The sequence below is a fragment of the Blastococcus aurantiacus genome (assembly GCF_900102425.1).
Classification (GTDB): domain Bacteria; phylum Actinomycetota; class Actinomycetes; order Mycobacteriales; family Geodermatophilaceae; genus Blastococcus; species Blastococcus aurantiacus.
Genome location: NZ_FNBT01000011.1, coordinates 1 through 13,860, shown reverse-complemented (window position 1 = coordinate 13,860; position 13,860 = coordinate 1). Strand labels below are relative to the sequence as shown.

Annotated in this window: 14 protein-coding genes; 3 read left to right on the top strand and 11 right to left on the bottom strand. The window is 70.0% G+C overall.

What is annotated here, in order from left to right:
• Positions 1-4 precede the first annotated feature (4 nt).
• From BLS70_RS19125 to BLS70_RS19115, 3 genes are read right to left on the bottom strand one after another with little or no spacing between them, the layout of a single operon-like run.
• Positions 5-463 carry a plastocyanin/azurin family copper-binding protein gene (locus BLS70_RS19125; RefSeq protein WP_091771230.1) on the bottom strand — a complete coding sequence of 153 codons (459 nt, stop codon included), beginning with the start codon at positions 461-463 and terminating at the stop codon, positions 5-7.
• Entirely contained in the window at positions 463-1,401 is a 939-nt protein-coding gene (locus BLS70_RS19120) for a M56 family metallopeptidase (protein ID WP_091771228.1), read from the bottom strand. Before BLS70_RS19120 ends, BLS70_RS19125 begins: the two co-directional genes overlap by 1 nt.
• On the bottom strand, positions 1,398-1,823 hold the full coding sequence (locus BLS70_RS19115; RefSeq protein ID WP_255362589.1) for a BlaI/MecI/CopY family transcriptional regulator: 426 nt from the start codon (positions 1,821-1,823) through the stop codon (positions 1,398-1,400). Before BLS70_RS19115 ends, BLS70_RS19120 begins: the two co-directional genes overlap by 4 nt.
• Positions 1,824-1,964: 141 nt before the next feature.
• On the opposite strand from BLS70_RS19115, the gene ctaD reads away from it, so the two are divergent.
• Together ctaD and BLS70_RS19105 are read left to right on the top strand one after the other, a co-directional pair.
• On the top strand, positions 1,965-3,722 hold the full coding sequence (gene ctaD / locus BLS70_RS19110) for an aa3-type cytochrome oxidase subunit I (protein ID WP_091771223.1): 1,758 nt from the start codon (positions 1,965-1,967) through the stop codon (positions 3,720-3,722).
• 74 nt (positions 3,723-3,796) lie between these two features.
• Positions 3,797-4,186, top strand: coding sequence for a response regulator (locus BLS70_RS19105; protein ID WP_091771221.1), 390 nt, complete (start codon positions 3,797-3,799; stop codon positions 4,184-4,186).
• 20 nt (positions 4,187-4,206) lie between these two features.
• On the opposite strand, the gene BLS70_RS19100 is transcribed toward BLS70_RS19105, so the two are convergent.
• Positions 4,207-4,863 carry a DUF305 domain-containing protein gene (locus BLS70_RS19100; RefSeq protein WP_091771219.1) on the bottom strand — a complete coding sequence of 219 codons (657 nt, stop codon included), beginning with the start codon at positions 4,861-4,863 and terminating at the stop codon, positions 4,207-4,209.
• Positions 4,864-5,156: 293 nt separating this feature from the next.
• Here BLS70_RS19100 and BLS70_RS19095 point away from each other — a divergent pair, with 293 nt between their 5' ends.
• Positions 5,157-5,897: a YcnI family copper-binding membrane protein gene (locus BLS70_RS19095; RefSeq protein ID WP_218122513.1), complete on the top strand. Its 741-nt coding sequence runs from the start codon at positions 5,157-5,159 to the stop codon at positions 5,895-5,897.
• 432 nt (positions 5,898-6,329) lie between these two features.
• On the opposite strand, the gene BLS70_RS19090 is transcribed toward BLS70_RS19095, so the two are convergent.
• From BLS70_RS19090 to BLS70_RS19060, 7 genes are all read right to left on the bottom strand, one after another.
• Positions 6,330-7,799, bottom strand: a complete 1,470-nt coding sequence (locus BLS70_RS19090) for an NADH-quinone oxidoreductase subunit N (protein ID WP_091771505.1) — start codon at positions 7,797-7,799, stop codon at positions 6,330-6,332.
• A 5-nt stretch (positions 7,800-7,804) separates the two neighbouring features.
• Entirely contained in the window at positions 7,805-9,403 is a 1,599-nt protein-coding gene (locus BLS70_RS19085) for a complex I subunit 4 family protein (RefSeq protein WP_176946498.1), read from the bottom strand.
• A gap of 2 nt (positions 9,404-9,405) precedes the next feature.
• Positions 9,406-11,283, bottom strand: a complete 1,878-nt coding sequence (locus BLS70_RS19080) for a proton-conducting transporter transmembrane domain-containing protein (RefSeq protein WP_091771217.1) — start codon at positions 11,281-11,283, stop codon at positions 9,406-9,408.
• Positions 11,280-11,597, bottom strand: coding sequence for an NADH-quinone oxidoreductase subunit NuoK (locus BLS70_RS19075; RefSeq protein ID WP_218122512.1), 318 nt, complete (start codon positions 11,595-11,597; stop codon positions 11,280-11,282). Before BLS70_RS19075 ends, BLS70_RS19080 begins: the two co-directional genes overlap by 4 nt.
• Complete coding sequence (locus BLS70_RS19070; protein ID WP_091771215.1) at positions 11,594-12,175, bottom strand: NADH-quinone oxidoreductase subunit J; 582 nt, start codon at positions 12,173-12,175, stop codon at positions 11,594-11,596. The genes BLS70_RS19075 and BLS70_RS19070 overlap by 4 nt, the downstream gene beginning before the upstream one ends.
• Before the next feature lie 14 nt (positions 12,176-12,189).
• On the bottom strand, positions 12,190-13,134 hold the full coding sequence (locus BLS70_RS19065) for an NADH-quinone oxidoreductase subunit H (protein ID WP_091771213.1): 945 nt from the start codon (positions 13,132-13,134) through the stop codon (positions 12,190-12,192).
• A partial coding sequence (locus BLS70_RS19060; protein WP_091771211.1) for a hypothetical protein occupies positions 13,127-13,860 on the bottom strand: 734 nt, incomplete at its 5' end. The genes BLS70_RS19065 and BLS70_RS19060, both read right to left, overlap by 8 nt.

Sequence of the window (13,860 nt, the reverse complement as noted above, 5' to 3'; positions counted from 1 at the left end):
GGGCTCAGACCGCCGTGACGGTCATCGTGCCGATCTGTCCGAGCGCGGCGTGGAACGAGCACTCGAACCCGTAGTCGCCGGGCCGCTCGACGGTGAACTCGAAGGTGTCCGTGGTGCCCGCGGGAAGGATGGAGATCCCCTCGTCGATCTCAACGGGGCCGGCGCCGGGCGTGAACACGAGGTTGTGGACCATCTGCTCGGCTTCGCTCGTCACGGTGATGCGGACCAGTCCGGTGGTGACGGTGAATGCCGATGGGTAGAAGACGTAGTCGTCGCGGACCACCACAGTAATTTCCTGCGCACCGTCAGGCTGCACCGTCACGTCACCCTGAGGCGCGTCGTCCGAGCTCTCCGGGGCTTTGCTGTCGCCACCGCAGGCAGCCAGCGCCAGCGTCCCCAGGCCGGCCAAGCCGCCGATCAGGACGGCCCGACGAGGGATGCCGGGCGACGAGGTGGACCCCATCAGATGTTGCAGAGGTCGCTGAGGGCCGCGCACAGGGCCGGATATCCCGCGATGAGCAACGGGACCAGGATGACAGCGGAGGCGCCGAAGGCCGCGGCCCGGTAGCGCCACGGCTCCAACGGCGGCCGGGGATCGAGCAGCCGCGAGACCCGTAGCACGGCCGCGTCCTGCGCCATGGCCAGCGCGGACGTCGGGGCCCTCATCTCGACCAAGCTGACGATCGCCGAGGCCACGCTGACGCGGTCCACCTGTCGGGCCGCGGCGTCGTCGGCCATCAGCTCGATGAGCTGACGCGTCTCACCTCGAGCAACCTCGAAGAGGCGGACGCCGGGGAAGGCGGTGGCCAGCACCTCCGACAGGGCGAGGGCCCAGATGTGCCGCTCCCGAAGGTGCGCCGCCTCATGCGCCAAGACGCTGTCCAGCTCGCGCGACGACAGTCGGTCGAGGGCTCCACGCGTGATGACGATCTGCCCGTTGCGACCGGGAACGCAGAACGCAGCCGCAGCAGGCGAGTCGATGACCGCCACGCCATGAAGGGCATCCCTGCTCACCAGGCGAAGCGAGCGGTGCAGTCGACGACGATCCCGCCAGCCTGAGCAGAGGACCCGGACAGCGCAGACGACGACCCATATCGGCAGAGCACCCGCAAGGACGGCGCCCACCAGCTTGACCGGCAGGAACTGGGATGAGCCGTAGGCCGCGGTGATGCTCTCGGCGCAGGCGTGCACCATTCCACCGAGACCACCGGCCAGAGCGGTGAGCGGGATCAGCATCGTCACGCCAGCGAGCGCTACCGTGACGACAACGCTCACCGTCAAGGCCTGCCACGTCATGATGGCCAGGCGAGGTGCCTGCTGAGTCCAGGGCGTGGTCGCCAGGCGTGGTCCTAACGCAAGGACCACGCTCGCGGTCGCGAGCAGGCTCAGGCCGGCGATCACGCCGTGTCGCCTCGCGTCTGGTTCTCCCGCCGACGAGCGGCCTCGACCGCGGACCGCAGCTGGCTGACGCTGTCGGAGTCCAGGTCGGCGACGAAGTGAATCAGCGCTGCCTGCCTGTCTCCTGCGTCCGCGAGCACGTCCTGCAGCAGAGCCGCCGCGTGCTCGGCCCGCGTACGGATCGGTCGATACAGCCAGGCGCGCCCGGTCATCTCTCGCCCGAGTTGCCCCTTGCGGTGCAGGTTGTCCATCACCGTCATGACGGTGATGTAGGCCAGGCTTCGAGTCCCGTTGAGCGCCGCAAGGACGTCCCGCACAGTCGCCGGCTGCCCCCGATCCCAGAGCTCGGCCATGATCGCTGCCTCGAGGTCTCCGAACGGTCGCACGCGCGCCTTCTTTCCCGTGCTCGAGCTGCGCAGATCCACTGGATGGGCCCGCCTGGGGCGTTCAGCCCCTCGATCTACGACTCTAGCTAGGAGACGTGTCTACTATCCAGCTTAGAGGGCGACCGCTTGCTCCCCGCACAGCCGGTTGCCACAGCCCACTCGTGGAAGTGAGTCGCGACGGTGACGATCGCCCCCGCTCCGATTGTCTCCCGACCCGGTCTGGTCCCCACGCCGACCAAGGGGACGCGCCTGTCGAACCTGCTGCGGACGACCGATCACAAGACGATCGGCCTGATGTACATGGTTACGGCTTTCGTGTTCTTCATCCTGGGTGGCCTGATGGCCATGCTGATCCGGGCCGAGCTGGGTCGCCCGGAGCTGCAGTTCCTGTCCCCGGAGCAGTACAACCAGCTGTTCACGATGCACGGCACGCTGATGCTGCTGATGTTCGCGACGCCGCTGTTCTTCGCGTTCACCAACCTGATCATGCCGCTGCAGATCGGTGCGCCGGATGTGGCGTTCCCCCGGTTGAACGCGCTGTCTTTTTGGCTGTTCCTCTTCGGGTCCACGATGGTGGTGTCCTCGTTCCTCACCCCCGGTGGCGCCCCGGACTTCGGGTGGACGGCCTACACGCCACTGTCCGACGTCGTGCACACCCCCGGTGTCGGCGCGAACCTGTGGATCGGCGGCCTGGCCGTCTCCGGTCTCGGCACGATCCTCGGTGGCGTCAACTTCATCGCCACGATCGTCTGCCTGCGCGCGCCGGGCATGACGATGTTCCGGATGCCGATCTTCACCTGGAATGCTCTGGTCACGTCCATCCTGATCCTGCTGGCCTTCCCGATCCTCACCGCGGCGCTGCTCGCGCTGCTGGCCGACCGGAATCTAGGTTCGTTGATCTTCTCCGCCGAGAACGGCGGCCCGATCCTGTGGCAACACCTGTTCTGGTTCTTCGGCCACCCCGAGGTCTACATCATCGCGCTGCCGTTCTTCGGCATCATCACCGAGATCATCCCGGTGTTTGCCCGCAAGCCGCTGTTCGGCTACAAGGGCATGGTCGGCGCGACGCTGGCCATCGGCTTCCTCTCCCTGGCGGTGTGGGCCCACCACATGTACGCCACCGGGGCGGTGCTGCTGCCGTTCTTCGCTTTCCTCACCTACCTGATCGCGGTGCCCACGGGGCTGAAGTTCTTCAACTGGATCGGCACCATGTGGCGCGGCCAGATGACCTTCGAGTCCCCGATGCTGTGGTCGGTCGGGTTCCTGGTCACCTTCCTGCTCGGTGGGCTGACCGGTGTGCTGCTGGCCTCCCCGCCGCTGGACTGGCACGTGTCGGACTCCTACTTCGTGGTCGCGCACTTCCACTACGTGGTGTTCGGCACCGTGGTGTTCGCCGCCTACGCCGGGGTGGCGTTCTGGTTCCCCAAGATGTGCGGCCGGATGATGGACGAGCGGCTGTCCAAGCTGCAGTTCTGGATGACGTTCGTGGGCTTCCACGGCACGTTCCTGGTGCAGCACTGGCTCGGGGCGCAGGGCATGCCGCGCCGCTACGTGGACTACCTGCCCACCGACAGCTTCACCACGCTGAACATGATCTCCACGATCTTCAGCTTCGTGCTGGGGGCCTCGGTGATCCCGTTCATCTACAACGTGGTGCGGTCCTGGAAGTACGGGAAGCTCGCCCTGCGCGATGACCCGTGGGGCCACGGCAACTCCCTGGAATGGGCAACCTCCTCCCCGCCGCCGCGGCACAACTTCGTGGAGATCCCCCGGATCCGCTCCGAGCGCCCCGCGTTCGAGGCCCACTACCCGCACCTGATCGACCGGCTCCAGGACGAGGCGCACGCCGGCAAGCGCCACCAGCCCTACGCCGGGGTCAGCGAGCTCGTCCCGGGCAGCGGCAAGCGCCAGGGGCCGAACGACCCCGACCCCACCTGACCGCCAAGCCGTCGCGGGGCCGCCCGGCCCACCGCCTGTCGGCGCCGGTTCGATTCGCACTACGGAGGAAGCGGATGATTCGCGTGCTGATCGCCGACGACCATCCCGCCGTGCGAGCCGCCGTCCTCGACCTGCTGCGCGAGACCGAAGGAATAGCTGCCGTCGGGGAAGCCGTGGATGGGCACGAGGCCGTCGAGATGGCGAAAAGAGTCCGCCCCGACGTCGTACTCATGGACGTGTCCATGCCGAACAGCTCTGGGCTCGAGGCAGCACGCTTGCTGGCCGACGAGCGACCCGACGTCCGCGTCCTGATGTTCAGTGCCGAGTCCACCCCCACCTTGGTGCGCGCCGCGCGCGAGGCGGGAGCCACCGGCTTTCTGGTCAAGGGATGCAGGGGGACGGACGTGGTGCGAGCGATTCGGGCTGCCAGCATCGGCAGGGGCCGCTGGCCTTCCCGGCCTTAGACGGGAGCCTTGCTCATAGGTCAGCCGCCGAGGTCGACCAGGAGCGCCTTCATCTCCTCGATCTCCGCAGTTCGGAACCGGACGATGTCGCGAGCAAGAGCCACCGCGGCGGGGTAGGCCCCTTCGGCGATTTCGGTCTCGGCCATGTCGACGGCGTTCTGGTGACTCTGCACCATCGCCTGGAGGAGCAAGCGGTCGAAGTCGACGCCCCTGGCGACCTCAAGTCGGGCCAACGCCTCGTCGAACGGGCTCCCCCATCCGGGTCCATCGACGATGTCGTCAGGCCCATGGTTCGCAAGATCCTGATCTTCGGGCAGGGGTTCACCCCACTCGAACAGCCAACCCGCCATCGTCTCGACGTCGGACTTCTGTGCCGCCTCGATCCGCCTACTGAGGCTGTGCACCCGCGCATCGCCGGCCCGCCCCTCAGCGAGCTGGGCCGCGGCCAGGGCGCCGTGCTGTTGCGGAATCGCGCCCTGCACGAAGGTCACGTCAGCGTTGTTAAAGGCCTCTCGCACAGCTGTGGAGCTACTGCCTGGCGCCTGGTCCACGTCGGGGCTGTTGGCGGACGCCCTGTTGGCGCCGGGGTCGGCCGGATCAGTCGAGCAGCCGACGAGGAGAACCACGGCCCCTAGAGCGGCGGCGAGGTGGACGAGCGTCGCGGCGACTCGGGTCATGCGCTGTCTCCCAGTCGGTCACAGGGCGTCGGCCCTCCGTGCTGAGCACTCCAGCTGAGCGCCGGTACTACAGCGGATAGTAGCAAGCTGTAGCGTGCTGCAAGGCTGCCGCGCCGCCGTGCGTGGCGACTGGTTCTGTCCACATCCACCTGGCCGCCGTTGTGAGCACGGACGGGTGCAAGAGCTGCCGGTGCCGTACCTCACATCGGTCCACGACCGGGAACCAACCACCAGGCCGGACCGACCAATGCGTCGACAATCCGGTTCGGCGACATGCCGGTCCCTTCACGAGAATGGAGCTCGCCGTGCTTCCGCGCGCGACCCGCATGCTGACCGTCTCCCTGGCCGCCATCACCGCCGCCCTGACGGTCGGAGGGGGTGTTGCCTCCGCCCATATCGGCGTGAGTTCCGCGGACGCCGCTCCCGGCGGATTTGGGGAAGTCACGTTCCGCGTGCCCAACGAGAGCGACACCGCCTCTACGACCACGCTGCGGGTCCAGATCTCGAGAGACACGCCCCTGGCGTCGCTGCGGACCAAGCCCATCCCGGGATGGACCGCCACCCTCACGCGGAGCTCCATCGATCCCCCGGTCGACGTGCACGGCACCGAGGTCAGCGAAGCGGTCACCGAAATCACGTGGACTGCCGAGCCCGGCGCTGGCATCGGCCCAGGGCAGTACCAGACCTTCTCCTTCAGCGGCGGCCCGTTCCCTGACGTCGAGGAGCTCACCCTGCCGATCATCCAGATCTACGACGACGGCAGCGAATCGGCCTGGATCGAGCCCACCATCGACGGACAGGAACCCGAAGACCCGGCCCCTGTCCTGGCCCTGGTCGCGGAGACGGGCAGCGACGACACTTCCGACAACGCGACCGAGGCTGCCGCTGGCGGCGACACGGCTGCCGGCACCGCAGACTCCGGCACGTCCGGGCTGACTGTCACGGCCTTCGTCCTGAGCATCGCTGGACTGGTGGCCGGGCTCGCCGGGTTGATGCTCGGCCTTTCGGCTCGGCGTCGGAACGCCACCGCCTGACACGATTCCTCGCGCTTGGTCCCGTCCTCCCGCGCGGCGGTGAACTTGATTAGGAAACGCGGACCTGCCTTCGTCGCGTACTTACTGATGCTGCCTTCGCCTGCTTGTTGTCGCCGCGGCTTGGCCATCGTCGGAACTCCATCGCTCGACTCCCTGAACCGCTGCCAGCCCGCTGACCACTGCCCCGCAGCACCTGCTGTCTAGCAGCGAGGAGCACGCCAACGGGCGATGCCGTCCCACATCTGTGCACGCACGCCGACCTGTGGACTCACGGTGGAGAGCAGACCGCGGGCGGGCGCGCATCCGCGAGCCTTCTCGTCGCCCCCCGGACTCCTCTAGTGCTTCATCGTCACGTCCGTAGCGGCCGAGCGCCGCACTGCTATCTGCTACGGGATCAAGAAGGCAGGGAGCGTCCGGGAGAGCGGTCCCGCCTCATGATGGGAAAGCGAGTAGGAGCCACCCCGCCCCAAGGCCGAGCACCAGCGACGCCACCGCGGCCACGTGCAGGACGACGGCCGGAGTGCCCGCAACCTTCTGCGCCGTGACGGTCACGGTGCCCGGACTAGCACGCGGCGTGATTTCCCCGGCCGACGACCCCGCGTTCCCGCTTGCGGCGGCCGGCGCTATCCAGCGGAGGTAGTAGAAGAGGCTCGCCACCGTGTTGATCGCCGCCACGACAACCAGCCAGGCGAGTCCCCCGTCCCAGGTGGCGGCGAAGATGGCCAGCTTGCCGACGAATACTGCGGTCGGCGGAGTGCCGACCAGTCCGAGCAGGCACACGACGAGGCTGAACACCAGCCACCGGGATCGGCCTGCCTCCTGCGCCCATTCGGCAATCGTCCGGGCATGCGGCAAGGCGGCGACAGCGGCGAAGGCGGCGATATTGGTGACCGCGTACGCAACCAGGTAGACGGCCAAGGCAGGTACCGCGAGGTCGGTGCGCGCGGCGACGGCGACCACCATGAACAGGTAGCCGACCTGGCTAACAGACGAGTACGCCAGCAGCCGTAGCAGCTCGGTTTGGGCGAACGCAGCGAGGTTGCCGAGGGTCATGCTGGCCGCCGCGATCAGGGCCACCATGAGCGGCACGTCCAGCGGCAGGGCGGCGAACGGCTCGGCGAGCAGTCGGAAGGCCGCTGCGACCGCGCCGAGCTTGGGGATGGTGGTCAAGTAGGCGGCCATCGGCGCGGTGGTGCCGGCGGTGACGTCGGGCACCCAGAAGTGCACCGGCACCGCGCCGGCCTTGAACGCCACCCCGGCCAGGACGCCGAGCACCCCGACGGCGAGCAGTGGCGCAGGGGCGTCCGGGAGCGCGACCGCGAGGTCGATGTAGCTCGTGCTGCCGTCGGCGAGGACCAGGGCGGCAACGCCGACCACCATTAGCACCCCAACGAAGGCGCCCATCAAGTAGTACTTCATCGCGGCCTCGACGCCGCGGGCGTCCTTGGCGAAGCCGGCGAGTGCGTAGAGCGGGACGCTGGCCAGCAAGTAGGCGGCAATCAACAGCAACAGGTCCGCGCTGGCAGCCAGCGCGACGGCGCCGATGCCGCCGAGCAGCATGAGTACGTAGGCCTCGGTCTCCCGCGGGTGCCCGGTCAGCGACGACCCGGCCAGCAGCACGAGGACGGCGACGCCGAGGGCGACGGTGATCCGCACGACGCCGGTGGTGGTGTCGACAACCCAGACGCCCTCGAAGACCCGCTCGGCCTCCCGGGGCAGGGCAACGGTCGCGGCGACGGCGCTGGCCAGGCAGGCCAGGACCGTGAACGCCCGGACGCGCCACTGCTTGGCCTGCGGGGTCCACAGGCCAAGCAGGAGCCCACCGACCGCGCCGAGGAGGAGCAGCAGCTCGGGGAGCAGGGCCAGCGCCTCGCCGCCGGCGTCCATCCCCATGCCACCCATGTCGTTCACCGGGCCACCAGCTGCACGACCGCAACCGCGGCGGGCTCGATCAGGTCCAGCAAGGGCCGCGGAAACAGGCCGAGCAGCACGGAGAGCACGAGCAGCGAGCCCACCACCAGCAGCTCGCGGGTGGAGACGTCCCGCATCGCGCCCGTCGTCAGGGGGCGGTCTAGGACGGCAGTCTCCCCCGACCCGGCCGGAACCGGTTCGGCGTCCGCCATCACTGCTTTCGCTTCGGGGACGCGGGTCGGGCCGGTGAGCAGGCGCTGCAGGGCGAGCAAGAGCAGCCCGGCAGTGACCAGAATTCCGGTCACCGCGAACACGGTGGCTACCGGCGCGGCCTGGAGAGCGCCCGCGAGGATCTGGAACTCCGCGACGAACGCCGAGAACCCCGGCAGGCCCAGCGAGCCGAAGGCGGCGACCCCGAGCAGGGCGGCGAAGACCGGGGCCGGGCGGGCGAGGCCGCCCCACTTGTCGAAGGCGTAGCTGCGCCCGCGGGACCACAGCACGCCGGTGAGCAGGAACAGTGCGCCGGTGAGCAGGCCGTGGCTGACCATCTGGTACACCGCCCCGACAGTTGCGACCGAGCGGGCGCCTTCGTCGGCCGACGCCACCAGGCCGGCCGCCCCCAGGCCGAGGAGCACATAGCCCATGTGGTTGACCGAGGTATAGGCGATCATCCGCTTGACGTCGGCCTGGGCGAGTGCGACGAACGCCCCCCACAGCACGCTGACCACGCCCACGACCACGATGACCATCGCCCACCGTGACCAGGCGTCGGGCAGGATCGGCATGGCGATCCGCACGAAGCCGTAGGTCCCGAGCTTGAGCAGTACCCCAGCCAGGATCGCCGAGCCGGCGGCGGGGGCGTCGGTGTGCGCGTCGGGAAGCCAGGTGTGGAACGGGAACAGTGGGGTCTTGACCGCTAGCCCGATGAAGATGGCCAGCAGCACCAGGCCTCCGGCGACCGGGGAGTCGGCCAGCGGTGGGTTCTGCGCCAGCGTGACCATGTCGAAGGTGCGCTCCTCGCTGCCGAGGAACAGCCCGATGAAGCCGATCAGCAACGCCAGTGAGCCGATGAAGGTGTAGAGGAAGAACTTCAGCGCGCTGCGCTGGGCATTGCCGTGCCCCCAGCCGGCGATGACGAAGTACATCCCGACGATGGTCAAGTCGAAGAAGACGAAGAACAGGATCAAGTCGAGCGCAGCGAACGTGCCCAGAGAAGCGGTCTGCAGGAAGAGGAACAGCGCCGCGTAGGTGCGTGGCCGGTCCGGCTCGCGCAGCGACCACAACGCGCACGCCAGGAACAGCACACCGGTCAGCGCGAGCAGCGGGAGAGACAGCCCGTCGACCCCGATGTGGTAGCCGGCGTCCACAGTGGGGATCCAGCGCAGGTCCACCTCGTAGCCGATCCCGTCGACCACCCCGGCCGGCCCCGGCTCGGAGTCAGCGGCATAGCGCCACCACATCCAGCCGATCAAGGCCAGGTCGACGGCGGAGACGGCCACCCAGGCCCCGATCGCCACCCGTCCGTTGAGCCGGGGGGCGGTCAGCAGCAAGGCGGCGACAACCACCGGCAGGAAGATTACGAGGGACAGCAGCACGACTACCTCACCACCAGCAGGACGACGAGCAGGACGGCCAGGCCTATGACGGACTGGGCGTAGTACTGGTGCAGCAGGCCGGTCTGGGGGCGGCGGGCGGCATCCCCGGCCCGGCGGACGGCGCGGGCGGTGCCGCGGACGGCGCCGTCGATCAGGCCGTCGTCGGCACGGGAGGCCAGCCTGGCCAGCCGTCCGGCCCCGGTGGCGACCGCCCAGACGGCGCGGTCGATGACGCGGTCGTCGATGATCGCAGCGGCGCGGGCCACCGCGAACGCCGGGCGTGCCGACAGCAGCCGCCCGAGGCCGGCCCAGGAACCCAGGGGGCTGCGCTCGAGTCCGGCCAGGGCATCGGCGCGCCGTCGGAGCAGACCCACGGTGCCCGCCAGCACGAGCAGGGCCAGCCCACCGGAGAGCAGCAGCTCTCCCACCGTCGGGGACGGCTCCCCCTCGGCACCGAGCACGTCCTTGAGCACGTTGGCGACGGCGGGGATCGCTAGGGCACCCAACGCGGCGGCGAGGATCGCGAACACCGCGGCGACCGCCGGGACCAAGCCTGGCACTCGCCGAGTGCCGGGTTCCTCGGTGTCGAGCCGCTCCTCCCCTGTGGGGCGGGCCAGGACAACGGCGAGCACCCGGCCGGCGTAGACGGCGGAGACCGCCGCTGCGGCCAGCGCGACGATCCGCAAGGCGGCGCCGCCTACCCCGGCGAGCACCTCGTCCTTGGTGGCCCACAGCGCCAGCGGTGGCACCCCGGCCAGCGCGAGCGCGGCGACGGCGGCGGCGGCGCCGAGCCCGGGATATCGGTGGGCGGCGCCGCGCAGGTCGGCCAGCTGTTTGGTGCCCAGCGCGGTGAGCCAGGCTCCGGCGGCGACGAACAGGCCGGCCTTGACCGCGGCGTGGGCGACCAGGTGCGCGGTGCCGCCGGCCGTCGTCCCCACTCCGGCGGCCAGGACGACGAACCCGATCTGGGCTGCGGTGCTGGCGGCCAGCAGCTGTTTCAGGTCGGTCTGGGCGACCGCGACAGCCCCGAGAAGGAGGGCTGTCAGCGCGCCAGTCCAGGCCGTGACGGTCGCTGCCCAGCCGGTGGCGGCCAGCAGCGGCTGGAGGCGCAGCAGCAAGTAGCCGCCGGCGGCGACCATGGTCGCCGAGTGCAGCAGCGCGCTGACCGGGCTGGGCCCGGACATCGCCCCGGACAGCCACGCGGAGAACGGCAGCTGGGCGGATTTGCCCAGCGCGGCGAGCAGCACCCCGGCCGCCGCCATGTGCAGCCAGCCCCCGTCTGCGGTGGCCAGATCGGCCAACACAAGGCTGCCGGTTCCGGCCAACGCGGCGCCAGCGGCGACATAGAGGCCCAGGTCCCCGGCCCGGGTGGTGAGGAAGGCGCGGGTGCCGTCGGTCGGCGTGCCGGGTTCGGCCCACCGGTAGCCGATCAGCGCGTAGGAGGTCGCGCCCATCACCTCCCAGGCCAGCAGCAGCGCCGGCAGGGTGGTGGCGGTCACGGTGGTCAGCATCGCTGCGACGAAGAGCAGCAAGTAGCCGAAGAAGCGGGCCCGGGCGGCGTCGTCGGGGAGGTCGACGACGGCGAAGGCGGTGACCAGCAGCGCCACCGCACCGACAAGGACGACCAGCACGGCCGACAGCCCGTCCACGGCCAGCCGCAGGTCCCCGCCCTCGACTATCCCGAGGAACGGGGCCGACACTTCGGGCCGGCCGGCAGCGACCACGACGGCCAGCCCGGCGGTGACCAGCGTGACCAGCAGCGCCACCGGCCCCGCCGTACGGTCCAGGCGCCGTCCGCCGATCAGCAGACCGGCGCCGGTGACGGCGGGAAGCAGCACCAGTCCGCCCAGCAGTGCTGCACCCCAGGACACCGGGCTCATCCGCGCAGGTCCGTGGCCATGTCGACCATGTCCACCTGCCGGGTCCGGTAGATGGCGATGGTGACCGCGAACCCCATCGCCATCTCCACCGCCATGACCACCAGGGCGAGGACGACCAGCATCTGGGCGTCGGGCAGCTCGGGAGCCAAGAAGAACCAGGCCGCGCCGCCGGCCACCAGAACGCCGCCCAGTACCAGCTCCAGGCCCATCATCACCATGACGATCGACTGCTGGGACAGCGCGCCGAACAGCCCCACGCCGATCAGCCCAGCGGCAACGGTCAGCACGATCTGCAAGACCAGTTCGGCGCTCACCTCGGCAGCCCTCCGGGCACCGGGTCGTCCGGCCGCGACGCCTTCAAGTCAGCACCGAACCGGTCGTAGCGCCCGCGGGCGGTAGCCAGCACTGTTCCAGCCAGGATGGTGGCGAACAGCCCGATGCCCACGACGAGCATCACCAGCATGTGGCTGCCCATGATCGCCTCGCCCAGCTGACGGGTCGGATCGGCAGGCGGCTCGCCGTCTCGGGTCGGCCAGTCGACGGTCCAGATGCCGACGACCAGCACGGCGAACGCGCCGACGCCGACCGCCGCCGAGCCGCGGGTGTTGTGCACCATGGTCATCGGCATCAGGCCGGCCGGGTTCATCATGAACATGATCATGAAGACGGCCATGACGGCCATCTCCATGGTCATCATCAGCGCGGTGATCACCGCCAGATAGGTCAGGTCGAGGACCAGCAGCATTCCGGCGACGGCGAGGAACGAGGCCAGAAGCGCGAAGGTGGCCCGGGCCATCGAGTCGACGACGAACACCGCGATCCCGCCGGCCGCCGCCAACACGCCGAGCACCGCGACCGCCGCGATCGCCCCGCCGGACAGCTCAGTCAGCACGTCTCACTCCCCTCTCATCCGTAGAAGTCGGTCAGCACCAGGACCGCTACGACGAGCGTCTGCAGCAGGGTCAGCGGCACCAGCACCATCCAGCCGATCTCGACGGTCCGGTCCGGACGCAGTACCGGGAGCCGCCGGCCCACCCAAATCAGTGCCACGACGACCGCCAGGGTTTTGAGCAGGTGCCACACCGGGCCGGGCAGCACCGGACCGGCGCCGGCGCCTAGGAACAACGCCGCTGCCATGGCCGCAGACGCCCCTAAGAAGACGGCGCGGCCTATCTGCACGAGCAGCCGGTCCACCCCAGACAGCTCCGAACTCACCCCGCCGGCCACATCGGCGCCGACGGGCGCCGCGAAGGGCCCCCAGAAGGAGAACGCGGCCGCACCGGCCAGGAAGACGACGAACGCCACCGGCATCGTGACCACGAACCACAGGTCGTCTTGCGCGGCCACGATGTCGGTGGAGCGCAGCGAACCCGCGCCCAGGCCGACGGTGATGAGGGCGAACATCAGTGGCAGCTCGTAGGCCAGCCCTTGGGCCAAGAACCGGTAGCCGCCGGTCAGCGCGTGCACGGCGTTGGGCCCCCAGCCGACCAACCACACCGCGGCCCACAGCAGCGCCTCCATCGCGTTGAACCACACCAGGTCAGCGCTGGTCGACCACAGCGTGGGTTCGCCAATCGGGACGACGGCCAGCGACAGCAGAGCTAGCACCGGCACGGCGATCACGCCGGTCCGCCAGAGCAGCGCATCGGGAGCCAGCGTGGTGCGCCGCTGCTCGAGAAGTAGCCGGGTGCCCTCCCGCAGCGGGCTCAACCCCGACCCCGCACCGCCGCCGGTGAGCACGGTCTGGTCGATCACGGCCACCACCAGGCCCAGCAGCAGACCGGTTGCGACCACGGCGACGACCGCGGGCACCAGGCCCCAGGCGGCGGCGAGCGTCGCGGTCTCAATCATGGAGCCCCTCACCCCTGGCAGGCGCTGGTTGCCGTTCGAGCGACAGGCTGGCTACGACCAGCCGCGCGGCGGCGAGCTCCATCCCCTCGAGCAGAACGGGTAGCTCCTCGACCGGGGTGGAGGTCAGGTCGTCGTCACCGGCCTCCCCCGCTGCGACCGCGCACCACCGCCGGACCCGGTCCAGCACGTCTCCCTGCCGGCCGCCGGGGGACGACGCGCCGACCACGCCCAGCCCGCTGACCGACCATGCAAAGGTCCGCGACCGGGCCACCCGCCGCGCCAGCCGTGCGGCGGCCTTCTGTGCAGCCGCAACGGCCGCAGGGTCGAGCTCCCCCAGTCCGTCTCGCGCCCGGCGGGCTTCCCGTGACGCCGTCGGCCAGCCCGCCAGAAGCAGGAAGTGCGCAAGGTGGTCCAGCGCGACGCGCCGAGGATTTCGGTCGCGCTCGGCGACTACATCGACCAGACCGTCCACCCAGGAGGACTCCGCATCCACCACGACGTCGCCCTGCAGCCGGGCCTGCACCACGAGCCCGGTCGGCCACCCCAGCAGCACCGGCCCCAGGGCGACGGTGAGAACGTCGAGCTGCAACCCGTCGCGGTCCGGCCCCGTGTCGGCCATCGCCAACCCGGCGACCGAGCCGCCGTGGTGCATGTGGTGACCACCGTGGTCCATGCCCTCGTGACCACCCCCGTGGTCCATGCCCTCGTGACCACCCCCGTGGTCCA